The organism is Paenibacillus sp. Y930 (genome assembly GCF_056786375.1).
The window spans coordinates 139,338-164,225 of record NZ_JBXCIX010000001.1 but is presented as its reverse complement, the minus strand read 5'-3'; the positions used below and the strand labels follow the sequence as shown (position 1 = coordinate 164,225).

Here is a 24,888-nt window from a genome sequence, read left to right as displayed (position 1 = left end):
TAAGTGCTTTTCAACATAATGCTTACGTTACTTGTTCATTCGAAGAGTAAGAGATAGAGGGGAGTTACTTGAGCGTGAAACGAAAAAATGTCGTACATCTGTTTGTTATTGTCATTTTACTACTGAGTGGGTTAATGGTAGCTGAACAAAATAGCGCATATGCCTGTACTTGTGTAGAGCCTGGGAGTTATGAAGAGGAATTAGAAAAGAGCGACTATGTATTTGACGGTGTTGTCACCAATAAGAAAGAAAAAAGCTCACTATTGGGAATCAAAAATTCATCAGGTCCAGTAGAATGGACTTTTCAAGTGAATGGTTCCTGGAAAGGTGAAGTCACTGAAGTAGTGAAGGTCAATTCAGCTGAATCTTCTAAGAGCTGTGGCTATGAATTTAAAGTAGGAGGTCGTTACGCAGTATTTGCAAGAGATATGGACGGCACAATAGAAGTCTCTTCATGCAGCAAAACATCGATTATAGCTGATAACTCAGACATATTCACCGAGTTAGGACCATATAAATTCGAGGTTAATGTTCCACCTACAGCTGATATCAGCGAGGATGTAGCGATGGATCCTAGCTCGCCGGATTCTATCGTGAAAATTGCTACGGAGGAAGAAGTGAAGCAAAGTATTCAAGATCGAAAAACGGTGTTAATGGTTGTGTTCGTAGGCGTAGCATTACTATTCATCGTTGGTGCTTTCATACTTATTCGTAGAATGATGAGAAAATAATGATGTTATGAATGAATATTGTTGTTAATGCTACTAGCGAAGAGATATAATAGTTGAAATATACATTGAACTAAGTGTATGCTATTGTTTACACAAAAAGTTTAGCTTATGCTTCCGAAGTGACTTTTTGTTAACTAGAAGTGAATCATGAAGCAACAAAAAGTTTAGCTTATGCTTCCGATGTATTTTTCTGTACAAGGAAGCCTAGCTATGAAGCCCAGAAAAATTGTAGGAGGAAACATAATGAATGTACAAATATTACATGCTACAATGACGTTCACGAAAGACAATGGTCATGTAGGGGCTGTTCATTTTCAAGTGGAAGGTCATCCGAAACCTTATGAGATGGCATTACATAAAAGTAGAAAAGCTAAAGAGTGGGGCTATGGATTGTTCTTTTTAGCGGGTTCAGGTGATGAGGATCTATTACTGGAAGTCGAAGATGAACTTGAAGAAAATGATGAATTGTACGATCAATTGGTCGAAGCGGCGATGGCGACATTGGAGCAATAATAGCTGATAAGCAATAAGACATTAAGAAGCCGTATCAAAGGATTACCTTTTGATACGGCTTCTTGTTGTCGAAAGTAGGCATCGTATGCGATACAGTGAATATGATAACTTTATTTTGCTTGATTATTGTTTGAATGCTTCAATTTATATCGACGAACTCCGCGTAAGAAAAGTATACTAATAATAATGGCACCTAGTGTAAGAAATAATGCTTCATATTGATTAGTTAGTACAATGATTTCCGGGATACGGTCACCTACGAAGTGACCAAGAGTGAAATAAATCGAAGTCCACAGTGTTGCAGCTGGAAAAGCAATAAGTGAGAATTTCGAGAATTTCATGTTGTTCATTCCCATTACATAAGGTGTTGCATGTCTAAGAAATGGGAAAAATGCACTAATTGGAATCGCATATAAACCGTATTTATCAATAAGATGATCAGACTTCTTAATAAACTTTTCGAATTGTTGTTTCTTAGAAAACCATTTCGCAAGTCTACTGCTGGTAAAGCGACCTAAGCTATAGTTGAAAGTCATTGCTGAGCAAATACCGAGAGTAACCATAGCAAAAGCAATCGCAGTATCGATCACATTTGCTTCAGAAAGCGCCCCTGCCGTTAACACAACAGCTTCATTTGGAATTGGTAAACCGATTAATCCGAGACAAAGAACGAGAAAAAGTGCGATAGGACCTATAGTCTCGATAATCTCTAATAGTAAATCATACCCCACATTCATTCTCCTTGATTCAAAATCTATATCAATTAATTGTATCATAACTAACATCCAAAAAGTTTAATTATCATTAAAGTTTCGGACGAAAGGGAGTATGTTTTTTGAAACCGTCTAGTTTGAAAGTAGTAATCGCTTTATATATGACTACTTTTCTGGCTGCAATAGAAGGGACAATCGTGTCTACTGCAATGCCAATTATTATCGATGATTTGGAGGGTGCTTCATTATTCAGTTGGGTTAATACGATTTATTTGTTAGCGATGGTCGTTGCAACACCACTTTATGGTAAACTTTCAGATATCTATGGTCGCAAGTTATTAATCAGTATCGGTATTATTATTTTTATTCTCGGTTCAGTACTTTCGGGTGTTGCTTGGAGCATGCCAAGTCTAATTTTATTCCGAGCGATTCAAGGTTTAGGTGGTGCAAGCTTACTGACATTACCATTGGTTATTATTACGGATCTATTTCAAGATGAACAACGTTATAAAATACAAGGCTGGCTTTCAAGCATATGGGGAGTAGCGGGCATACTAGGTCCATTAACAGGTGGTTTATTAGTGGATTATGTATCATGGCATTCTATTTTCTATTTGAATGTACCGTTTGCATGTATTGCTTTAGTACTTATCCATAAATTTCTGCCCAATCACTATACGAAAACAGTGCGTGGTATTGACGGAAAAGGGATTACAACATTCTCAGTCGGAATTTTATTGTTACTCTATGGCTTAAATGGATTTGTTGAAAACGATGAGATTACAGCTAAATGGATATATGCTACTTTAATGTTCATTGCATTGATCTGTCTCTATACTTTTGTGAAGGTAGAGAAAAAAGTGAGTGATCCATTTATCCCATTAGTAATCTTTACGAATAAAATGTTTAGATTTACGTTAATATCAGGTTTTCTAATATCTGCAATAACGGTTGCGATTATATTCTATATTCCTTTATTGATGCAGGATGTGAAAGGCTTCTCAGCTACCGGCTCAGGTTTAATTATGATTCCGCTTTCGATTACATGGCCATTAGGTTCAATTCTTGCAGGTCAATATGCGTTTCGTTATGGTATGAAAAAAATGGGATTAATCGGTTCTATATTTTTAGTTATAGGTAGTGGATGTATGGCAACCATTACAGCGGATACTTCGCCAATTCTTATTATGCTCTATATATTAATTTCGGGAATGGCGTTTGGTATTTTATTATCTTCATTCTCGTTTCTAGCATCGGCAGTTGCAAGTGAAAAAGTTAGAGGAGCGGGGCTATCAGCTTTGCAATTATTCCGTTCACTCGGACAAGCTGTTGGTCTAGTAGTCTTCGGTATGTTGCTTTATAGTCAAACTAAATCGCCAAACTATATTAGTCTATTAGAGCTAAGCATACGGCAAATCTTTGGTGTAATTGCGATTATATCGTTACTATTGGCGCTATACATTGGTTGGGTATTACGTAACAAGGAACTGTTAGCTTTATACAATTTTGCAGGTGAAGCAAAAACAACTAAAGTTAAGCATGCAGCTCAAGTATCGGCAGATAGAGGTTGAGAGAGATAGTTTGATATGGTAATCTGATAACTAACAGTTAAAGAGGTAGTTCAAAACAGTCACTACAATTAAAGAGGTAGTTCAAAACAGTCACTACAATTAGAATAGGAGAATGTAGCTTGAAATTCAGACCTTGTATTGATTTGCACGATGGAAAAGTGAAACAAATTGTAGGGGAAACGTTAAATCATCAACTTGTTGAAAATTTTGTGTCTGAATATTCTTCTAGCTACTATGCAAAGTTATTCCAGAAGGATAAGTTGCGCGGGGGACATGTCATTATGCTAGGACCTAATAATGAAGCTGCAGCTAAGGAAGCTTTAAGCGCTTATCCGGGTGGACTGCAAGTGGGGGGAGGTATTACTGCAAGTAATGCGCTTCAATACTTGGAGGCAGGAGCTTCTCATATTATCGTTACTTCATATATTTTCAAAGACGGAGCTTTGAATTGGGATCATTTACATACAATCGTTGATACAGTAGGTAAAGATCGATTAGTGATCGATTTAAGCTGTAAGTCTAAAAATGGCAAGTGGTATGTTGTTACGAATCAATGGGAGCAATTCAGTGACTTTGAAGTGAATCAACAAAATATTACTGAGCTTGAGAAATATTGTGATGAATTTTTGGTACATGCGGTTGATGTTGAAGGTAAGCAGTCAGGCATTCAACAAAGTTTAGTTCGTGATCTAGCCCAGTGGACGACGATTCCAACAACCTATGCTGGTGGGGCGAGATCGCTTGCAGATATCGAGTTGTTTGCGCAAATTAGCGAGTCCAAACTAGATTTGACGATCGGTAGTGCCTTATCTATTTTTGGTGGTGCTTTGCCGTATGAAACGGCATTGGCTGCGTTTAAGTAAAAATAGACTTAAATAAGGTTAACAAGTAATTGTTAGAAAGCAATGCATATCATTCGAGTCTATGATATGCATTGTTTATTAATTTATAAAGATTGGGGAAAATAATTTGAGAAAAATTATCGTGTACATCTTATCTATTGTTTTGCTATTAACTATTGCTAGCACTGCGGGTGCGGCAACGAATAAGAAGAAGGCGACCTGGACAGCAAGTGATGTCATCGTAGATGGTAGCGATGTTAGAATAACAGGCTTTAACATTGATGGCTCTAATTATTTCAAATTACGTGATGTTGCGGCGAGCTTAGCGGGAACAGCTGGTGAGTTTAATGTTGCGTGGAATAAGGCGTCGAATGCGATTGAACTTAAAAAAGGTGTAACGTATACTGGTGGCGTTACAGATGATTACTATAACTATTTTTATACAACGCAAAATGCAGTAGCATCATCATCCGAAATTATTGTCGATGGTCAATCAATGGATACGAAAGTATATACGATTGACGATGCCAATTATTTCCAATTAAGAGATTTGGGTAAATTCGCTGGATTTGATGTTCAATTTGTTAGTAAACAGAATGAGATTCACATTACTTCACCAAATCCGAGTAATGCATTTTCTGCTAAAGCTTCTGCTAAGTTGATCGACCATAAATCGATTGTATATTTTCCAAGATGGAAGAGAACCGTTGATTCCTATCTCTATCATAATAACGATCAAACAATGACGGCGCTAGAAGCGAATGAAACGATCAATATAGCTACATATGATGCTAATTACAAATTGGTATCTTCAGCTATAGTAAAATATGAGCTACCTATTTTTGGTGCTTTTTATAGTGGAGAGAAATATAACTATATTGCGTTTGGGCAAACGAATAAAGAGGAAAATGATAATAAAGAAATTATTCGTATCGTAAAATATGATAAGCAATTTAACAAAATTTCTAGTGCATCGTTGCTAGGTGGAGCTGGCTATACGGTTACTCCGTTTGATGTAGCAGCTGGTCGCATTGCAGAGCATGGTGACACATTGGTGTATCATACTTCCAGAGAACGCTACTTAACAGAGGATGGATTGAATCATCAATCCCAGCTTACATTAATTGTTGACACAACAACAATGAAAATTGTGAACGATACTGGAAGATTCCAAGGGAATCATGTAAGTCACTCCTTCGATCAATATGTGCTATTTGATGGAGATGAGCATGTTCTACTAGATCATGGCGATGCTTTTCCACGCTCAATCGTATTGAATAAAGGCGATGGCTTCAGCTATGTAGAAAGAGATGTTGTTAATATTCCAGGTTCAATTGGTGCGAATGCGACTGGTGTATCAATAGGTGGATTTGAAATGTCATCGAGCTCTTATCTCGTCGCTTATAATACGATTGATCATTCTAAAGCTAAGAGATATACAAGCTTTGGCATAGAAGGTATCGATATTGATCAGCGCGATGTTATGATTGCAGTCGTTCCAAAATCTAATATTGAAACTGGCAAGATCAAACAAGTTGTATTAGGTAGCTACGTTGGAACGAAGAAGATGGCATCGATCCCACAGCTTGTTAAAGTTACGGATAATAAATTTATGGTGATGTGGCAGCAATATGAGGGCATTCCGGATGATACATATTCAAATCTCGGAAGAGGGCATTTGAAATATGTCTACATCGATGGAGAAGGTAATAAATTAGGTGATGTACAGTCTGTGAAATACTTTAATCAATCCACCGTTCAACCTATAGTATTTGATAATAAAGTAGTTTGGTATACCAATGATAATAATAAGCGTACCTTCTACGCGATCCCTATTCAGTAAATAAGATAGTAAGTTACTTATGAATAACCTTAGTTCGATATTATTTCGAACTAAGGTTATTTCAATTCCCATGCTATAATAATGAAAACGAGTTTAGAGCATGATATTCGAGAATATTACATAATGGAGGTCGTATACTACATATGAACAAAACAATTGGAGTACTAGCGCATGTCGATGCTGGCAAGACGACCTTTTCAGAGCAGTTACTATATTATACTAATAGCATTAAAGAGCGTGGCCGAGTCGATCATCAAAGTAGTTTTCTTGATAGTCATGAACTTGAAAAGCAGCGAGGGATCACTATTTTTGCCGATCAAGCTATTTTAGATTATGAAGATTCAACCTATTATCTCATTGATACACCTGGACATGTCGACTTCTCCCCAGAAATGGAAAGAGCGATTCAAGTGATGGATGCTGCAATTATCGTTATCAGTGCAGTTGAAGGGATAGAAGCACATACGGAAACTGTTTGGGAGCTGCTGCAAAAGCACAAAGTTCCAACCTTTTTCTTCATCAATAAAATTGATAGAACAGGTGCTAATGTTGCAGATGTCATCGATGAGATACGTCATCATTTAACGGGAAATGTATGTGTTATATCTGACTCTATAGCAACAGGTACGATGACGGAAGATGTTATTGAATGGATAGCTGAGCGTGATGAAGCTTTACTAGACCGATATATGGAGCAAGGGTATGAATGGGGAGCGTGGACGAATAACTTAAGGCAGAAGATTCGATCTGGTGAAATCTATCCATGCTTTAGTGGTTCAGCTCTACAGGATATAGGAGTCCAGGAGTTTATAGAAAACTTCGAATTTTTAACGGTTACGGACTATCGTATGGAGCATGCTTTTGCTGGTCGGGTATATAAAATTCGTTATGATGAGAGCGGAACGAGAGTAACCTATATTAAAGTATTAAGTGGAGTATTGAATGTCCGAGATGAAATTGATTATGGTGATGGAGAACAAGAGAAAGTTACGCAAATACGTCGTTATAATGGAAAGCAATTTCAACAAATCAATCAAGCTGCTGCTGGAGAAATCGTCGCTATTACTGGATTGACTAAAGCGGTTGTTGGTGATGGATTAGGCGTATTACAGGAGAAGGCAATCTATGAAATGTTTCCGCTATTACGTTCTAAAGTAGTGTTTGAATCAGCGATTAATGTCAAAGAGTCATTGAAATATTTTCGGGTTTTAGAAGCAGAGGATCCATCACTTAATGTCATCTGGGAAGAAAAGCTGCAACAAATTCAGCTGCATGTGATGGGGAATATTCAGTTAGAAGTGTTGGAGCAAGTTATATTGGCTAGATTTGGACTTCAAGTAACTTTTGAAAAACCAGAAATTATTTATAAGGAAACAATTACGGCGGAAACGATAGGATATGGTCATTTTGAGCCACTTCGTCATTATGCCGAGGTACATTTGAGAATAGAACCTGCAAAGCGGAATAGTGGACTAAGCTTTGAAAGTCGATGCCATGCTGATGATCTAACGTCCGGAATACAAAACTTAATCGGGCAGCATCTATTAGAAAAAGAACATCATGGCTTATTAACAGGTTCTGCACTTACGGATCTGAACATAACGCTATTAACAGGAAGAGATCATAATAAGCATACGCATGGTGGCGATTTTCGTGAGGCGACTTTACGTGCGTTGCGACAAGGCTTAGAAAAGGTTGACAATATACTACTTGAACCTTTTTATCAATTTAAGATTATTGTACATATCGAGCAAATGGGTAGAGTATTATCTGATATTCAATCCGCTTATGGAAGCTTTGATCCACCTATGACGGATGGAGATAAAGCAATATTGGTTGGTAAGGTTCCGGTCGATACTTTCATGGACTATAGCTCCACCCTTGCCTCGTTTACACAAGGTAAAGGAAGAATTAATCTAACGTTTGCAGGTTATTATCCGTGCCACAATGAACGAGAGATTATTGAGCGCATCAATTACGATAAAAATGCTGATCCTGAATATAGTTCTTCGTCGGTATTTTGTGCGAAGGGGACTGGCTTCACTGTAAAATGGGATGAAGCTGAGAAGATGATGCATTGTTTGTAACTGAAATGATCTGGATAACATAAAGGAGATTACACGATTATGCTCAGTGCTATAATAGGAAGCTTTATATCAGCAATGGCTACCGTATTAGGGGCAGTGCCGTTACTATTCATGAAACGGTTGTCAGAAAAATGGAAAGATATAATTATTGCATTTACAGCAGGTATAATGGTGTCTGCAACAACGTTTGGCTTAATACCACAGGCGTTAAATGAAACGAATTTACTTGTGATGTCATTAGGTTTGTTATTCGGTATTGTCGTTCTTGATGTATTAGAAAAAAATATACCTCACATAGATGTAGAGCGTGGAAAAAGTGTCAAATCATTTGACTCCAAATCATTACTCGTTATTATTGCGTTATTTATTCACAACATCCCTGAAGGGCTGAGTACTGGATTTGGTTATGCAAGTGTGAATGAAGGTCTAGGCCCGATGATCGCAATCGCTATAGGAGCACAGAACGTCCCTGAAGGACTAATATTAGCAGTGTTTCTATTACAATCTAATGTTAGCAAGTTAAAGGCATTAGCTATTGTAACCATTACAGGTTTAGTAGAGGTTGTATCGGCTATTATTGGATTTTTCACAGCGACTTATATTGAATCATTAATTGGCTTTGGTTTATCATTTGCAGCGGGTGCCATGTTATTTATCGTATATAAAGAATTAATACCTGAAACACATGGGCATGGATATGAAAGACCGGCTACATATTCCTTTATTATTGGTCTGCTTATTATGATCTACATTAGTTATTTCTTTAGCTAGAAGAGTAAGATAACTTAATTGAAAAATAACTTTCAACGTATCCTATAATGTTTAGACTCGATAAAAGTCTAGCTTATAGGATATTTTTATTGGGTTTTAGTACTATACGTAAATATAGTTATGTAAACTTAATTGGTTTGAAAAGAAATGGTATAACGGAAAATAACAATCAAAAAAATAAAGTCAACATCAAAACTCAAATATAACCAGAGAATCACGTTTTTATAGTAAACAGATTGCCAAAGCTATCAGGGAATTCGATCATATATCTTTTTCTATTTGGGGAAGGATACTATAAGAAATTGCTGATTGTTATATAATCATAAGGCATATTGAATTCATTAATTTTGTTGACGCTTACAAAGAATGATGATATATTATTTTTAATTAGTATACTAAACTAACTAATTAAAAGTTATTAATTTTATATTTTACGGGGGAATGACAATGTCTGCACAGCACGAACAAAACATTGACGATAACAGACCAACTAAAGCTTTTGGAATGAGAGACAAACTTGGTTATATGTTTGGTGATTTCGGAAACGATTTCTTTTTTCTATTAGTATCATCATTTCTTATGGTGTATTACACGGATATTTTTCATCTTAATGCAGCCCATGTAGGTATTCTATTTCTTATTGCAAGAGTATGGGATGCATTTGCTGATGTAGCTTGGGGAAGATTTATTGATTCTCGAAAAGCAGGAAAGCATGGTAAATTCAAGCCATGGATATTAAGAATGTCATTTCCATTAGTTTTTTCTGGCGTATTAATGTTTATTCATATCCCTGGTATGGGCAATACATTCTATCTGGTATATGCTTTTGTAACTTATCTGTTATGGGGAACTCTATACAGTACTGTAAATATTCCATACGGATCAATGGCATCCGTCATTACTAGCGATGTTATGGAACGTACAACGCTATCAACGTATCGTACAATGGGAGCAATGCTTGCGAGCTTAATTATTACAGTAGGCGGACCATTTATTATTTTCGTAGACAATCAAGCGGTAGCAGGGCGGTTCACATTAGCTGCAATATTATTTGGAATATTATCAATAGCTTGTTATATCGGGTGTTACAGTCTTTCCACAGAACGTATTACGCAAGTGAAAAATACAGAGGTAAAAGCTGATATCAACAAAACATTGAAAAGTTTCTTGAAAAACAAACCATTGCTTTCTATGTTGCTTGCTTCATTACTCTTCATGATGTGTACGATGCTATTAGGCGCGGTTAACGTATATTTATTCAAAGATTATTTCAGCAGTGCGGCTAAGGCGTTAAGTATAAGTGGATTTATGCAAGTAGCGATGGTGTTTATAGCTATACCTATATCTAAACCGTTAGTCCATCGTTTTGGTAAGAAAGAAGTAGCGTCGGTAGGGATGTTACTCGCATCTATCGTCTATTTTATTCTCTTCCTGTTGCCTGACATATCTGTTATGCAATACATTGGAATTGCAGCAATTGGTATGTTCGGATATTCTTTCTTCAACCTAGTGGTTTGGGCGTTTGTGACAGATGTTATTGATTATCATGAGTATCTAATGGATATGAGGGAGGATGGTACGGTTTATTCGGTTTATTCCTTCTCGAGAAAAATCGGTCAAGCGATTGCGGGTGGTATTGGTGGATTTGCATTAACGCTTGTTGGTTATCAATCTGATGCTGCTGTTCAAAGTGAGGAAGCACTTAAAGGGATTCACAATCTTGCAACGATAGTTCCTTCCATAATCTACTTTATTATTTTTTTAGTTATGTTATCCTTGTACCCTCTAACAAAGCAGCGTACAAAGAAATTAGCGGAAGATTTAGCAGCACGTAGACAGAATAAGAATACGATGTAGTGTAACAAAAAAGGAGCGACTTCATTTACGTTGAAGTCGCTCCTTTTTGCTGTGATCAGATCTAATCTTGATTAATATCGTACGGTAAATTCAACACAGAAACATCTAAAAATGATTGTATAGCAAGTGCACAAGCACCAAGAACACATGATTTACGACCCATTATTGAAATAGATAATTCACGATAGTGACTGATTTTAGAATGTAGATTTTCATGAATGGCTTTCGTAGCATCGGGATATAGTTGTAATAATTCACTATCAACGACAATAACCTCGGGATTATAGATGTTAATCATATTGTTCAATCCGATCGATACATAGAAAATAAATTGATGTAGTATTTCCATAACTTGTTCATCTTCATTAGTAATCCATTGTGCTACTTGCTCATAGGTTAAACCGGATTGACCTTTAATTTCAGCAATGTGATCCATAATGATCTGATCCGAAGCATAACGTTCCCAGCAGCCTTTGTTACCGCATGCACAGTCTTTACCACCTGGAAACAGAATCATATGACCGATTTCTCCAGCAAATCCGTCATGGCCTCTTACGAATTTGTTATTCATAATCATGCCAAGACCAATTCCTGAGTAGAAAGTTGCGGACAAAAGATTTTCAGTATCATGATGTGTAAAGATCCGTTCGGAAAAAGCACTTAGATTCGCATTGTTTTCAATATGAATAGTCAAGTCAATATATTTCTCCAAATCAGTCTTAAGCTTAACGTCACTCCAACCTAATTGAGGGACGAAGTGCACAATCTCATCATTGCCTACAAGACCATGAACCGCAATACATACGCCAACAATTCCATGTTGAGTATTATTATATTGCTCTGAGTAGCGCTTGATATTTGCAACTAGAATCTCTATAACTTCTTCATAGTTGCTTGTGTGTAAAGCAACATTTTCATGGGCGATCATCGTTCCTAATAAATTAGTAAGTGTATATGTGATTTGTTTATAATCTAAGTCAATACCAAGTGCATAACCTGCCTCGGCATTAAGCGAGAGCATAATCGGTTTGCGTCCAACAGCATTATGCTCAAGATGAGTTTCAATAACTAATCCTTCCTCTAATAAATCAGCAACCTGTACCGATATCGTGGCACGTGTCAAATCGACCTCTTTGGCAAGTTCAGCTCGGGAAATCATTCCTTTATTAACAATTTCTTTAATAATTAATGAGCGATTAATTTTTTTTATATATGAAGCATCACCGGTAATCATGGAAAACCTCCTAAAACTTTTCATATCTTCTATTTATACTTCCTGCGATGAAAAGTTACAACGTAAGCATAAGCTAAACTTTTCATATTACTTCTCGTTCTACTTCTCGTTAATGAAAAGTTACTTCGGAAGCATAATCTCTTGTGTAACATAAATCCGTCCTAAGCGTTGTAGTTATCAATCATTATACAGTTGAAAGATTCATTTGACAAAAAGAAATAGAATTGATAAATTTATTATATAATTAATTAGGTTACTAAACAAACTAATTGTTTTTTATTTCAACAACGGACCAATAATTCAACTGAGGAGGATATAACAGTGAGTAATTTTATGAATGAACATTTCATGCTATCTAATGAAACTGCCAAGCAGTTGTATCATAATGCAGCTAAAAACGCTCCAATATTTGATTTTCATTGTCACTTAGATGCGCAGGAAGTTTGGGAAAATAAATCGTATCGTAATATGACAGAGCTTTGGCTAGCTGGAGACCATTATAAATGGCGTGCTATGCGCATGCATGGAATTGGTGAAAGATTTATTACAGGTGATGCGTCTGATTGGGAGAAATTTCAAGCGTGGGCACAGACTGTACCCTATTTACTAGGAAATCCACTATATCATTGGACTCATTTGGAATTGAAAAATTACTTTGGTATTGAAGAATTATTAAGTCCAGAGACTGCAGAAAAGATATGGAATGAATGTAATGCGAAGCTTGAACAAGAACAATATAGAGCAAGATCATTTATAGAAAAGTCTAATGTGAAATTTATCGGTACAACCGATGACCCATTATCCGATTTGCAATATCATATTCTATTAGCTGAGGATTCCACGTTCGATACGATTATTGCGCCAACATTTCGTCCTGATGGTGCACTGAACATTGATGCGCCTACATTCTCGACATGGGTGAAACAGTTAGAGCAAGTAACAGGAAAGAGTATGACGTCACTTGCTAACTTTGTAAGCGCATTAAAGGAACGAGTGAATTATTTTCACGAGCATGGCGGAAGAGCATCCGATCACGATATTCCATTCTTAATCTATCGTAAGGTAGAGGAGATTGAAGCAGAAGCTATTTTTATCAAACGACTGCAAGGATCACCATTGCTAGAAGAAGAAATCATCTCATATCGTGCTTACTTGTTAACGGAATTAGGCAAAATGTATGCTGAGAAGCAATGGGTGATGCAGCTCCATATGGGGGCGATTCGTAACAACAATACGAAGTTATTCCGTCAAATAGGCAAAGACGCTGGATTCGATTCTGTTGGTGAAAGTAATTTCGCTGAAGGAGTTTCCAAATTACTAGACGGATTAGATGTGCATGACGCACTGCCTAGAACGATACTGTATAACTTGAATCCGAAAGATAATGCTGTTCTAACTGGAATGTTAGGCAATTTCTATGAGGAAGGTATTGCAGGTAAAGTACAATTTGGTTCAGGTTGGTGGTTCAACGATCATATTGATGGGATGGAGAAACAGATGCGAGATCTCGCCAATGTTGGCTTGCTAGCTCACTTCGTCGGAATGTTAACCGATTCTCGTAGCTTCCTATCTTATACCAGGCATGAGTATTTCCGCAGAATATTGTGTAATATGCTCGGTCAATGGGTAGAAGAAGGGTTAATTCCTGATAATGCTGACTTCAATAATAAAATCGTAGCAGCCATATGTTATGACAATGCTCATCAATATTTCTTAAATAGATAATTACGTAGCAGTGGAGAATATTAGAGGATAAGATCCCGTTCAACATTTCTGACTTTAATTAAAATAACAGCAAAAAGGAGAGTGCTAACATGTCGAAGCAACAAATTGGTGTTATTGGTTTGGCAGTAATGGGGAAAAACTTGGCTTTGAATATTGAGAGTAGAGGGTACACCGTTGCCGTATTCAACCGCTCTTACGGTAAAACAGAGCAATTTCTCCAGGAAGAAGCGAAAGGGAAAGCGTTCGTCGGTGCCAAGACGATGGAACAATTCGTAGCTTCCTTGGAAACACCACGCAAAATTTTATTAATGGTGCAAGCAGGAAAAGCAACGGATGCAACGATTGATGCATTGAAGCCATTACTTGATCAAGGAGATATTATTATCGATGGTGGTAATACTTATTTCCAGGATACGATTAGACGTAATTCAGAATTACAAGAACTAGGCTTCAATTTCATCGGCACAGGTGTTTCTGGTGGTGAGGAAGGTGCATTGAAAGGTCCTTCTATTATGCCAGGTGGTAAAGAGGAAGCATATGAACTCGTACGTCCAATATTAGAAGCCATTTCCGCTAAAGTAGGTTCTGATGCTTGTTGCACGTATATTGGACCAAACGGCGCTGGCCACTACGTGAAGATGGTGCATAACGGAATTGAATATGGCGATATGCAACTAATCTCTGAAGCCTATTATATTTTGAAAAACGTGTTGAACTTGAATGCTGATGAGCTAGCGGATGTATTCCATGATTGGAATAAAGGTGAATTAGATAGTTATCTTATTGAAATCACAGCTGATATCTTCCGCAAAAAGGACGAAGAAACAGGTCAACCGTTAGTAGATGTTATTCTTGATAAAGCGGGGCAAAAGGGAACAGGGAAATGGACAAGTCAAAATGCACTTGACCTTGGGGTGCCACTTCCGATTATTACGGAGTCTGTATTTGCCCGCTACATCTCCGCACTTAAAGATGAGCGTATTATAGCTAGTCAAAAACTTACTGGCCCAGAAGTTACTCCATTTGACGGAGAGCGCGATGCTTTGATTGAACAAGTTCGTAAAGCACTGTTCTTGAGTAAAATTTGTTCATATGCACAAGGTTTTGCTCAAATGCGTACTGCTTCTGAGGAATATGATTGGAATCTTCGTTACGGGGATATTGCAATGATCTTCCGTGGTGGATGTATTATCCGCGCGCAATTCCTGCAACAAATTAAAGATGCATATGATGCCGAGCCAGCACTAGCAAACTTGCTACTTGATCCATATTTCAATGAAATCGCAGCGAATTATCAAGCAGCATTACGTAATGTCGTATCAATTGCAATCCAAAGAGGTATTCCTGTTCCTGGATTTGCTAGTGCAATTAACTACTATGATAGTTATCGTGCAGAGACGTTGCCAGCAAACTTAATTCAAGCACAACGTGATTACTTTGGCGCACATACGTATGAGCGCAAAGATAAAGAAGGTACTTTCCATACGCAATGGATGAAATAAAAATGAAGTAGAGTTTAGATAGCATTACCTAGAGCCAGTTCAAAGTTTTAATACTTTTGAACTGGCTCTACTTATTTAAATAAGGTTCAATATATTCGAAGCAGACTAAACTCCAGCGCATTACCGCGTGATCACAGTCAGTGATTTTGAACTACCTCTCTTGTTGACGATATTGATGGGGAGTAACATCATAGTGCCTCTTAAACACCTTAATAAAGTAATTCACATCATTATAGCCAACCATATATGAGATATCAGTGATTGAGAGGTTTTCATTGTTCATCAGCTGTAGTGCTTCCTTCAGTCGTATATGGTGAATATAGTCTGGGAAGGTTAAACCTGTTTCCTTTTTAAATGATCTAGACAGCTCATATTTGTTAATACCTATTTCATGGGCAACCTTTGCAAGTGTTATATCTTCGGCAAGATGCCATCTTATAAACTCTAAAGCTTTACGGATGTACGGTGAGTAGGAGAGCAGCGATAACTGTTGTACTAATTTACAATATTCCAAACACATTTTATTTTGAAGTGCTTCGAGCTGCTTAATATTGGTAGTCTTTTCGATTTGAATCGCAAATTTTTCGGAAATACTATCAATATATACGGGATGCACTCCACCGTTTTCAACTGCTTTACGAAGTAACGTATTTCTCACAAAGGTTAGATTTTTTCTAGAGCGCAATGGATCATGCGGAAAACGATCAGCCAAGGGGTATTTAGGATGCTCATCTGTAATTAATAGTTGCTCCACTAATGATAAATTACCTTGCTGGACTGCGTTCATTAATGTATTCTCGTTACGATATCGCTCCTCCACAATATGTATTTTCTCAATATTCTCAACAGGAGGAAATAAGGAGAGATGTGCGCTAATATAGTTTTTACTCTCGATCGCTATATGTGAAGTAGACGAAAGAGATGAATGCTGAAATATGTATTGAATGAACTCGATAATATGATTGAGCTTTTCATCGCTTATTAATGGTAAGGATAAATAATATTGTTGGACGATTGGCAATAACGAAAGTGACCAATGATGCTGAAATAATATATCTTGAACTTGAATTGTCGAAGGATCTATTTGCAGAAAAGGACCAATGATTACCGTACCCTCATTGCGATAATCCCCTTTAATATTGACTGAAATATATATCAATTGCTGTGTGGTGGCATGGACTTGAATATGATGTTTTGTTTTGTTCGTATGTTCTAAAATATTGGCGCGAATAGCTTCAAATAAAGACTGCAATGTTTCAGGAATATGCATTGGTCCATAAGCAAATACCATCTTTTGATGATCATCCATATAGATGGTTTCGACTCCGGAAAATGTATAAGTGAATTTTAGAAGTTGATTTAATTGCTGCACTTGTGCATTGTTCATTGTACTCATTCCTTTGTAGAGGTTGTAATAATTATATCAACATTTTACTATTAATCGCAATAATATACGAGATGAATAAAGCGTTTTCTTGTAAACTGAAATTGTTCGATAGTAAATCTTGCTTTTGAAGCTACTTTTAATTTTCGTTATATTTCAAGTTGCTTTTTCATTAAAATAAAAAGTTATAGGAGAGATGGAGTTGTACAATGACAAACTACACATATCTGGATTTTCGGATGAAATCTCATCTGATTTTGTAACTCAATTGCAAGTTGTTAGTAAGCTTGGCATGAAATATTTATCATTACGTGGCATTGATGGACGAAATATTGGAGAATACACACTTGAAGAGATTCAACAAACAGTGTTGCCGAAGTTAAATGAATATGAGATTGCTGTCTCATCAATAGGAGCACCGATTGGGAAAATCTTCATTACTGATGATGAAGGTTTTGCACAGCAACTTACTATGCTAGATCGTTTATGTCAAATTTCAAATGTGTTGAATTGTAAATACATTCGTATTTTTAGCTTTTACATTCCTAAAGGCGAGGATGCAGATCAATACCATAATAAAGTTATCTCACAAATAAGCCAAATTGCTGCAATCGCTGCTAAATATAATGTGATCTTGCTTCATGAGAATGAAAAAGATATTTTTGGTGATATCGCAAGACGTTGCCACGAGATGCTAGAGGCTGTTCATTCTCCTTATTTCAAAGCAATATTCGATTTTGCGAATTTTGTACAATGCGGTGAAGATACATGGGAATGCTATCAGTTACTGAAGCCTCATATTGAATACATCCATATTAAAGATGCAGTTTCTACTAGCCAGCAAAATGTTGTTTGTGGCACAGGAGAGGGGAAGATCAAGGAAATATTAACCGATGTGATCGCTAATGGCTATGAAGGATATTTGACATTAGAGCCGCATCTAGTATTGTTCGATTCCTTGAAAGACCTCGAGTTAGAAGCTGCTGAAGATATTATTAAAGACGACAAAGGTATGACAGGTGAGGAAGCCTATGCGTTACAATTTCATGCTTTAGTTGATTTACTCCAATCTATTGAGAAAGAGGCTGAATAAGATGACAAATCTAAAAATGGGAATTATCGGTATCGGTGCGCAAGGTGGAGCTTACGTTAAATTTATTACTGAAGGTAAAGTGAAAAATACGGAGCTAGGTGCAATTTGCGATACAGATCCTGCTAAAAAGCAATGGGCACAAGAAAACTTTCCTGAAGTACCATTTTTCGATAATTACATTGAGATGCTTGATAGTGGAACGGTTGATGCAATCGTTACATGTGTACCACATTACTTACACCCAGAGATGGGTATTGCAGCTTTGCAACGAGATATTCATGCATTACTTGAAAAACCGGCAGGTGTATATACAAAGCAAGTGAAAGAGTTGAATGAGTTTGCACAAACTAAGCCGAATGTTGCTTTTGGCATTATGTTCAATCAACGGACGAATCCTCTTTATCAAACATTGAAAAAATTAATCGATGATGGCGAAATTGGAGATATTCGTCGTACGAATTGGATGATTACAACATGGTGGAGACCGCAGGGCTACTATGATCAAAGTGAATGGAGAGCGACTTGGAAAGGTGAAGGCGGCGGAGTACTTGTTAATCAAGCGCCACATCAGCTTGATCTATTACAATGGATTGCAGGCATGCCTACAAAAGTATATTCCAATGTGAAATATGGTTACCAGCGTAACATCTCGGTTGAAGATGAAGTGACGGTAATGATGGAATATGCGAATGGGGCAACGGGCGTATTTGTTACATGTACGCATGATATTGTCGGAACAGATCGTTTTGAAATTCTTGGTGATAAAGGTAAGATCGTTGTTGATGATAGTAAGAAAATCACAATTAAACGTCTAACTAAACCTGAGCGCGAGATGAGTGACACGATGAGTATGGCAGATGTTATGAATATCTTTATGGGCGGTAGTACAGCTGATATCTACTCTGAGGAAGTTATTGAATTTGAAAGCGTATGGGGAGCACAGCATATTGCAGTATTCGAAAACTTTGCAGCCCATATTCTTGAAGGTGCGCCATTGTTAGCTCCAGGCAGCGACGGTATTCATGGCGTGGAATTAGCGAATGCGATTCTTCTGTCTAGTTGGTTGAACAAAGAAGTGGAATTACCAATAGATCCAGAGTTGTATTTGTCTGAATTGAATAAGAAGATCGCAGCTGAACAATAAAACGAATGGAGTGAATAAGAGATGACGAAGCAATCAAAAATAGGCGTTCAAATGTTCAATTTGAAACAAAAAGTTGAAGAGCTAGGTGTATATGCGACACTAGAGAAGCTACATGAAATGGGATTTCATTCCGTTGAAGTGACACAAATAGCGATGACAGCAGAAAATGTAGCACAATTGAAAAAAGCTAGTGAAGATTTTGGCATTCAAATCGCAGCGGTATCTGCTCCATTAAGCAAAGGTGAAAACGATCCAGGTGAGTCTTTAACGACTCATTTTGATAAAATTGTCGATGATTGCAAACAGCTTAGTTGTCAATATATTCGCATTGGAATGATGCCTCTTGCGATTATGGGACATAAAGACCAAGTGATGCAATATATTGCGGATGCTGAAGCTATGGCGAATCGACTTGCTGAACATGGATTAGAACTTTATTATCATAATCATCATGTAGAATTTGAGAAATATGATGGAGAGTATCTAATTGATATGATGCGTAATCATACAACTAAGCTAGGCTTTGAACTTGATGTTCACTGGATTCAGCGTGGTGGAGAAAATCCTGTTGCGGTTATTAATCGCTTCAAAGGTCGAATCGGATTATTACACTTGAAGGATTATCGTGTTGGCAGATTAACTGTAGGCGAAGATGATCTTAAGGATATGTCTAAATTTATGCAGAAGTTCACTAATATTATTGAGTTTGCAGAATTAGGACAAGGGTCTTTGGATATTCCGGCAATTATCGATGCAGGGTTAGAAAGTGGTGTGAAACACTTCTTCATAGAACAGGATGATACGAATGGAAGAGATCCGTTTGATTGTCTAGAAGATTCTAAGCAATATTTAGTTCGTCAAGGATATGGTGACTGGATCTAATTAATAAAAATGCAAATAAAGTATGTGGAAGCTAGTAAGTTAGCATTCACATACTTTTATGCTATTATCATAACTAAATAATGATGCCGAAAACGGGAATTATCGCGTTGACGTTTAGGTAGAGCAATGATATCATTTAATTAATTAGTTTACTATACTAATTAAAGGTAGAGTTATTCTTTTCTTTCTCACATGAAATCTAATTTATTTGGTAAAATTATATACAACGTATATGAAATGGAGTGAATGTTGATGGGTATTCTTCAAGAGCTTGTTAAAGATATTCCTGTTCCAAAAATGGCAAAAGTAAAGGTTACTTTTGATAACAGTCATATTGAAAATTTGAGTGAACAATTATTATTGAAATTAGATCGTGATGAAATTGTTCAACAGATTAAGCCTGGCATGGAAATTGCTATTGCGGTTGGTAGTCGTGGACTTGATCGTCTTGTTGAATTAACGCAATGCACTGTGAGGTTTTTGCAAGATCTTGGGGCTAAACCATTTATCGTGCCTAGCATGGGCAGTCATGGTGGTGCTACAGCTGAAGGACAGCGTGAAGTGCTTGCACATCTTGGCGTAACAGAGGAATCGGTTGGTTGTGAAATCCGCTCATCCATGGAAGTTGTGAAGCTAGGTGAACTACCCAATGGTCTGCCTGTCTATGTAGATCAATATGCTGCAAGTGCTGATGGAATCGTTGTTATTAACCGTATTAAGCCACATACCGCTTTCCGTGGTCCAGTTGAAAGCGGTATTATGAAAATGATCAGTATTGGACTTGGCAAGCAAAAAGGTGCGGAAGCGTGTCATCAGCTTGGTTTCAAGTATATGGCTGAAAATGTCCCCGCAATGGCGAAAATGATTATGGCTGAAAAGCCTATTTTATTCGGTGTTGCGACAGTTGAAAATGCTTTTGATAAAGTCGCGGTCGTGGAAACATTGACTCCAGTAGAAATTATTGAGAAAGAAGCTAGTTTGCAAACACAAGCCAAATCATTGCTACCGAAGTTGTTTTTCGAACAATTAGAAGTGCTAGTGATTGATCAAATCGGAAAGAATATTAGCGGTGACGGTATGGATCCTAACATTACAGGGCGCTATCCTACTCCGTATGCCCATGGCGGACCAGATGTTAATAAAATGGTCGTGCTAGATTTGACTGAAGCAACAGAAGGGAATGCCAATGGCGTAGGTACCGCAGATTTCACAACACAACGTCTAGTGGACAAGATGAATCTTGAAGTAACCTATGCGAATGGACTGACTTCGACTGTAGTTGCTCCTACCAAGATTGCTACGACTTTAGCTAATGATAAGGAAACGATTCAAGCTGCGATTAAGACAAGTAATATTCTTGATTTTACTGAAGTGAAAATGGTTCGCATTAAAAACACATTAGTATTAAGCGAAATTGAAGTGTCAGAAGCACTTATAGAATATGTTAATCAACATCCGCAGATGGAAATCGTATCGTCGTTGTATGAGATACCTTTCGCTGAAAACGGGAATTTGTGGTAGAAAATATTACAACTAAGGAGAGATGGATATGAGTAAATTATTTGACTTAACAGGTAAAACAGCAGTTGCTATTGGAGGAAATAGTGTGCTTGGGTCTTCTATCGCTCACGGATTAGCTGAGCACGGTGCCAAACTTGCAATCGTTGGACGTAATATGGAAAAGGCTGAAGACGTTGTACAAGCCATTATTGCTAATGGCGGTGAAGCAAAAGCTTTTCAAGCGAATGTTAGTGACCGTGAATCTTTACTACAAGCAGTATCTGACATCGAAGCATGGTCAGGTGGTTGGGATATTTTATTGAATGCACCAGGTAAAAACAGCAGTACTCCTTTTCTTGAACTTGAAATGGAAGAATTCGATGATATTATGGATGTAAATTTGAAGGGTATCGTTCAAGCTTGTCAAATTTTCGCTCAGAAAAATATTGAGCAACAGCGTTCAGGTAGTATTATTAATATATCTTCAGTATCGTCAACAACACCACTTTCTAAAGTGTTTACGTATTCCGTTTCTAAAGCGGCATTGAACAGTGTTACACAATATTTGGCGAGAGAGTTTGCCCTTCATGGTATTCGTGTTAATGCTATTATTCCTGGTTTCTTCCCAGCGGAACAAAACCGTAAAATTTTGAGCCCTGATCGCATAGAATCAATAATGAAGCATACACCAATGCAACGTTTTGGAACTCCTGAGGAATTGCAAGGTGCTGCGGTCTGGCTTGCTTCAGAACAAGCATCTAGCTTTGTTACAGGTGCGCTGATTCGAGTAGATGGCGGTTTCGGTAGTATGACCATCTAAATGGTTAGAGTTGATTATGAAAAGTTCGAGATCATGCTTACGACGTACTTTTCATTACAAGAGAGGTTTACCAAGTAGATTATGAAAAGTTTAAGGGGGAAAAATGATGCTGACAGCGAAATATGAAAAGTTACAATCTATTTTGCGAGAAATGCAAAGTGTAGTGGTTGCATTTTCTGGTGGAGTAGATAGTACATTTTTGTTAAAGGCAGCGATAGATACATTAGGTACTGATCATGTTATCGCTGTTACGGCGGATTCCGAAACATATCCTTCGAGTGAATTAGAAGAAGCGAGAGAGCTTGCTTCTCTTATTGGCGCTACACATATCGTCATTGAAACTTCCGAATTAGCAATTCCAGGATATTCAGAGAATAATAAAAATAGATGTTACTTCTGTAAAAGTAGTTTATTTGATCATATATTACCAATTCTTGAAGAAAAAAATTATAAAAACATTATTTACGGTGTCATTGCTGATGATCAGAATGAGCATCGCCCAGGTATGCAAGCTGCTAAAGAACGTGGCGTCAGAGGTCCATTACTGGAAGCTGATCTTTACAAAACAGAGATAAGGGAGTTATCCCAATCTGTTAATCTGCCCACTTGGTCTAAGCCTTCTTTCGCTTGTCTCTCATCGCGTATCGCATACGGTGAACAGATTACGAATGAGAAATTACAAAAAGTTGATGCTTCTGAACGATATTTGAAGTCATTGGGTATTCGCCAAGTACGCGTTCGTACCCATCAGGAGATTGCCAGAATTGAAGTAGAATTAGCGGATATGCCTATTCTGCTCGAAAATCATGCGGTAATCGTTGCGCAATTGCAGCATTATGGATATAAATATGTCACAATGGATTTATTCGGTTACCAAAGTGGCAGTATGAACAAAGTGCTTGCTCTCTGACGCTTAAAACGTTGTGAGCAATGATAGAAACCACGATTAGCTAGGGTTTGTATTGTTCTTGTTCATAGATGCATATCTGAAAGGAAGATTAACAATGGTAAGGCAACTAGTAATAGGAATTGATCTAGGGACCACGAGTGTTAAAGCATGTGCATTTCAGACCGACGGTCATACTATAGCTGAAGTAGAAGAGATGAATAAGACGGAATATCCCAAGCAAGGATATGCCCTGCAAGATGTTGAACATATTGAACGTTCTGCCGTATTAGCACTAAAGCGATTAATTGAAAAAGCTAATATTATCGATGGGGAGCTTCTGGCTGTTTCCTTCTCTGCTGCGATGCATTCTCTAGTATGCGTCGATCCTTCAGGTAAGGCGATTTCCCCGCTCCTAACATGGGCAGATGGTCGAAGTGTAGCACAAGTACGTGCTTTATCCGAACAGGACAAACAACATTATTATGAGTTAACTGGAACACCTATACATCCGATGACACCTTTTACGAAGTTACTGTGGATGAAAGAAACAAACTATGCTCCTTATAATGAAGCGAAATATTTTATGTCAGCAAAGGAATTTATTATTTATAAATGGTTTGGTAAACGTTTGATTGATTATGCAATGGCATCAGCTACGGGGCTATTTAATCCTGTTACATTGCAATGGGAGCCTACATTACTACAATTAACGAATATCACTAGTGATCAATTATCAACGATCGTTGAACCGACTACAATACTTACCGGAATAAGTACAGAAGTAGCACAAGAAGCTGGGATTTCTAGAGATGTACCGTTCGTCATTGGTTCGGCAGATGGACAACTTGCCAATCTAGGCAGTGGGGCAATTTTGCCAGGTGAAGTTGCTATTTCTGTAGGTACGAGTGGTGCTATCCGTCAATTCACTTCAACTTTCCAAGTAAGTGAGGCACAATCTACATTTTGCTATTCTTTCAGCAGTGATACTTACATCGTTGGTGGACCGACAAACAATGGCGGTGTAGTATTGCAATGGACAAAGGATTTATTGCAATATGAGGGTGAGTTTGCTGCATTTATTGCAGAAGCAGAAAAATCAGAGATCGGTTCAGAGGGTCTTGTATTTCTACCTTATCTCAATGGAGAACGCGCGCCAGTATGGAATCAGGATGCAAAAGGTAATTTCTATGGCTTATCTATCTCCCATCGTCGTGAACATCTCATTAGAGCTGTATTAGAAGGAATTACGTTAAATCTATATCAAATAGGTAATGCGCTTGAACAATCGATTGGACCTGCGCATAAAGTGTTTGTTAATGGTGGTTTGGCACGCTCTTCAGTATGGCTGCAAATGCTAGCAGATATATTCAATGCCAATATTTATGTTTCAGAAAGTCATAATGGAGCTGCTTGGGGCGCTTCATGGACAGCTTTAGTTGCACTGGGATATGCTTCTTCATTCGAGGATATTAAAAACTATATACCTATGAATGAACCAGTCGTTCCGATTGCTGAGAATAGCGAGAAATATAAAGCGATTTATGAAAAGTACATTTCTGTACAGCAAGTCGTTGCACAACTATTTTAATAAGGGAAATATGTTAATGCTTCCGAAGTGCTTTTCATTAACACGAAGTATAATTGAAAGCTATATGAAAAGTTTTAGTATATGCTTCCGAAGTACTTTTCATTAACACGAAGTATAATTGAAAGCAATATGAAAAGTTTTAGTATATGCTTTCGTAGCTACTTTTTATTAAATAGTTAATAAAAAGTTTTAGGAGTGA

At 37.4% G+C, this 24,888-nt stretch carries 20 protein-coding genes; 17 read left to right on the top strand and 3 right to left on the bottom strand.

The window, feature by feature from the left end:
- Positions 1-74: 74 nt before the first annotated feature.
- Together AC1TO5_RS00855 and AC1TO5_RS00850 are read left to right on the top strand one after the other, a co-directional pair.
- Positions 75-731 carry a hypothetical protein gene (locus tag AC1TO5_RS00855; RefSeq protein ID WP_482060894.1) on the top strand — a complete coding sequence of 219 codons (657 nt, stop codon included), beginning with the start codon at positions 75-77 and terminating at the stop codon, positions 729-731.
- A 243-nt stretch (positions 732-974) separates the two neighbouring features.
- A complete protein-coding gene (locus tag AC1TO5_RS00850) occupies positions 975-1,244 on the top strand; it encodes a hypothetical protein (RefSeq protein ID WP_482060893.1) in 270 nt (89 codons plus the stop codon).
- 110 nt (positions 1,245-1,354) lie between these two features.
- Here AC1TO5_RS00850 and AC1TO5_RS00845 read toward each other — a convergent pair whose 3' ends face one another.
- A complete protein-coding gene (locus tag AC1TO5_RS00845) occupies positions 1,355-1,975 on the bottom strand; it encodes a DedA family protein (RefSeq protein WP_482060892.1) in 621 nt (206 codons plus the stop codon).
- A 104-nt stretch (positions 1,976-2,079) separates the two neighbouring features.
- On the opposite strand from AC1TO5_RS00845, the gene AC1TO5_RS00840 reads away from it, so the two are divergent.
- From AC1TO5_RS00840 to AC1TO5_RS00815, 6 genes are all read left to right on the top strand, one after another.
- Positions 2,080-3,528: an MFS transporter gene (locus tag AC1TO5_RS00840; protein ID WP_482060891.1), complete on the top strand. Its 1,449-nt coding sequence runs from the start codon at positions 2,080-2,082 to the stop codon at positions 3,526-3,528.
- 119 nt (positions 3,529-3,647) lie between these two features.
- Positions 3,648-4,391 (top strand): phosphoribosylformimino-5-aminoimidazole carboxamide ribotide isomerase, encoded by a 744-nt coding sequence (gene hisA / locus AC1TO5_RS00835; protein ID WP_482060890.1) that lies wholly within the window; start codon positions 3,648-3,650, stop codon positions 4,389-4,391.
- A 106-nt stretch (positions 4,392-4,497) separates the two neighbouring features.
- Positions 4,498-6,213, top strand: a complete 1,716-nt coding sequence (locus AC1TO5_RS00830; protein WP_482060889.1) for a hypothetical protein — start codon at positions 4,498-4,500, stop codon at positions 6,211-6,213.
- Between the two features lie 143 nt (positions 6,214-6,356).
- Complete coding sequence (locus AC1TO5_RS00825; protein ID WP_482060888.1) at positions 6,357-8,300, top strand: GTP-binding protein; 1,944 nt, start codon at positions 6,357-6,359, stop codon at positions 8,298-8,300.
- A gap of 39 nt (positions 8,301-8,339) precedes the next feature.
- Positions 8,340-9,071: a ZIP family metal transporter gene (locus AC1TO5_RS00820; RefSeq protein WP_482060887.1), complete on the top strand. Its 732-nt coding sequence runs from the start codon at positions 8,340-8,342 to the stop codon at positions 9,069-9,071.
- 447 nt (positions 9,072-9,518) lie between these two features.
- Complete coding sequence (locus AC1TO5_RS00815; RefSeq protein ID WP_482060886.1) at positions 9,519-10,928, top strand: MFS transporter; 1,410 nt, start codon at positions 9,519-9,521, stop codon at positions 10,926-10,928.
- 61 nt (positions 10,929-10,989) lie between these two features.
- On the opposite strand, the gene AC1TO5_RS00810 is transcribed toward AC1TO5_RS00815, so the two are convergent.
- Positions 10,990-12,162: an ROK family protein gene (locus AC1TO5_RS00810; RefSeq protein ID WP_482060885.1), complete on the bottom strand. Its 1,173-nt coding sequence runs from the start codon at positions 12,160-12,162 to the stop codon at positions 10,990-10,992.
- A 321-nt stretch (positions 12,163-12,483) separates the two neighbouring features.
- Here AC1TO5_RS00810 and uxaC point away from each other — a divergent pair, with 321 nt between their 5' ends.
- Both uxaC and gndA read left to right on the top strand, forming a co-directional pair.
- Entirely contained in the window at positions 12,484-13,887 is a 1,404-nt protein-coding gene (gene uxaC / locus AC1TO5_RS00805; RefSeq protein WP_482060884.1) for a glucuronate isomerase, read from the top strand.
- An 89-nt stretch (positions 13,888-13,976) separates the two neighbouring features.
- Entirely contained in the window at positions 13,977-15,389 is a 1,413-nt protein-coding gene (gene gndA, locus AC1TO5_RS00800; RefSeq protein WP_482060883.1) for an NADP-dependent phosphogluconate dehydrogenase, read from the top strand.
- A gap of 151 nt (positions 15,390-15,540) precedes the next feature.
- Here the strand turns inward: gndA and AC1TO5_RS00795 are convergent, their stop codons facing one another.
- Positions 15,541-16,776 (bottom strand): helix-turn-helix domain-containing protein, encoded by a 1,236-nt coding sequence (locus AC1TO5_RS00795; protein ID WP_482060882.1) that lies wholly within the window; start codon positions 16,774-16,776, stop codon positions 15,541-15,543.
- A 199-nt stretch (positions 16,777-16,975) separates the two neighbouring features.
- Between AC1TO5_RS00795 and AC1TO5_RS00790 the strand changes: the two genes are divergently transcribed.
- From AC1TO5_RS00790 to AC1TO5_RS00760, 7 genes are all read left to right on the top strand, one after another.
- Positions 16,976-17,866, top strand: coding sequence for a sugar phosphate isomerase/epimerase family protein (locus AC1TO5_RS00790; RefSeq protein WP_482060881.1), 891 nt, complete (start codon positions 16,976-16,978; stop codon positions 17,864-17,866).
- A gap of 1 nt (position 17,867) precedes the next feature.
- On the top strand, positions 17,868-19,010 hold the full coding sequence (locus AC1TO5_RS00785; RefSeq protein WP_482060880.1) for a Gfo/Idh/MocA family protein: 1,143 nt from the start codon (positions 17,868-17,870) through the stop codon (positions 19,008-19,010).
- A 21-nt stretch (positions 19,011-19,031) separates the two neighbouring features.
- On the top strand, positions 19,032-19,892 hold the full coding sequence (locus tag AC1TO5_RS00780) for a sugar phosphate isomerase/epimerase family protein (protein WP_482060879.1): 861 nt from the start codon (positions 19,032-19,034) through the stop codon (positions 19,890-19,892).
- Positions 19,893-20,144: 252 nt separating this feature from the next.
- The gene (locus AC1TO5_RS00775) at positions 20,145-21,413 is read left to right on the top strand and encodes a nickel pincer cofactor-dependent isomerase, group 22 (protein ID WP_482060878.1); all 1,269 of its coding nucleotides are present in this window, start codon (positions 20,145-20,147) and stop codon (positions 21,411-21,413) included.
- A 28-nt stretch (positions 21,414-21,441) separates the two neighbouring features.
- A complete protein-coding gene (locus AC1TO5_RS00770; RefSeq protein ID WP_482060877.1) occupies positions 21,442-22,212 on the top strand; it encodes an SDR family oxidoreductase in 771 nt (256 codons plus the stop codon).
- Positions 22,213-22,318: 106 nt separating this feature from the next.
- The gene (larE, locus tag AC1TO5_RS00765; protein WP_482061792.1) at positions 22,319-23,122 is read left to right on the top strand and encodes an ATP-dependent sacrificial sulfur transferase LarE; all 804 of its coding nucleotides are present in this window, start codon (positions 22,319-22,321) and stop codon (positions 23,120-23,122) included.
- A gap of 94 nt (positions 23,123-23,216) precedes the next feature.
- Entirely contained in the window at positions 23,217-24,689 is a 1,473-nt protein-coding gene (locus AC1TO5_RS00760) for a gluconokinase (protein WP_482060876.1), read from the top strand.
- Positions 24,690-24,888 lie beyond the last annotated feature (199 nt).

What these genes read in the sequence shown, in the direction of transcription:
- AC1TO5_RS00775 (WP_482060878.1), top strand. Translation starts at nt 20,145, where the DNA reads ATGGGTATTCTTCAAGAGCTTGTTAAAGATATTCCTGTTCCAAAAATG.
- AC1TO5_RS00815 (WP_482060886.1), top strand. Translation starts at nt 9,519, where the DNA reads ATGTCTGCACAGCACGAACAAAACATTGACGATAACAGACCAACTAAA.
- AC1TO5_RS00850 (WP_482060893.1), top strand. Translation starts at nt 975, where the DNA reads ATGAATGTACAAATATTACATGCTACAATGACGTTCACGAAAGACAAT.
- AC1TO5_RS00760 (WP_482060876.1), top strand. Translation starts at nt 23,217, where the DNA reads ATGGTAAGGCAACTAGTAATAGGAATTGATCTAGGGACCACGAGTGTT.
- AC1TO5_RS00785 (WP_482060880.1), top strand. Translation starts at nt 17,868, where the DNA reads ATGACAAATCTAAAAATGGGAATTATCGGTATCGGTGCGCAAGGTGGA.
- AC1TO5_RS00780 (WP_482060879.1), top strand. Translation starts at nt 19,032, where the DNA reads ATGACGAAGCAATCAAAAATAGGCGTTCAAATGTTCAATTTGAAACAA.
- AC1TO5_RS00795 (WP_482060882.1), bottom strand. Translation starts at nt 16,776, where the DNA reads ATGAACAATGCACAAGTGCAGCAATTAAATCAACTTCTAAAATTCACT.
- AC1TO5_RS00770 (WP_482060877.1), top strand. Translation starts at nt 21,442, where the DNA reads ATGAGTAAATTATTTGACTTAACAGGTAAAACAGCAGTTGCTATTGGA.
- AC1TO5_RS00825 (WP_482060888.1), top strand. Translation starts at nt 6,357, where the DNA reads ATGAACAAAACAATTGGAGTACTAGCGCATGTCGATGCTGGCAAGACG.
- AC1TO5_RS00820 (WP_482060887.1), top strand. Translation starts at nt 8,340, where the DNA reads ATGCTCAGTGCTATAATAGGAAGCTTTATATCAGCAATGGCTACCGTA.
- AC1TO5_RS00810 (WP_482060885.1), bottom strand. Translation starts at nt 12,162, where the DNA reads ATGATTACCGGTGATGCTTCATATATAAAAAAAATTAATCGCTCATTA.
- larE (WP_482061792.1), top strand. Translation starts at nt 22,319, where the DNA reads ATGCTGACAGCGAAATATGAAAAGTTACAATCTATTTTGCGAGAAATG.
- gndA (WP_482060883.1), top strand. Translation starts at nt 13,977, where the DNA reads ATGTCGAAGCAACAAATTGGTGTTATTGGTTTGGCAGTAATGGGGAAA.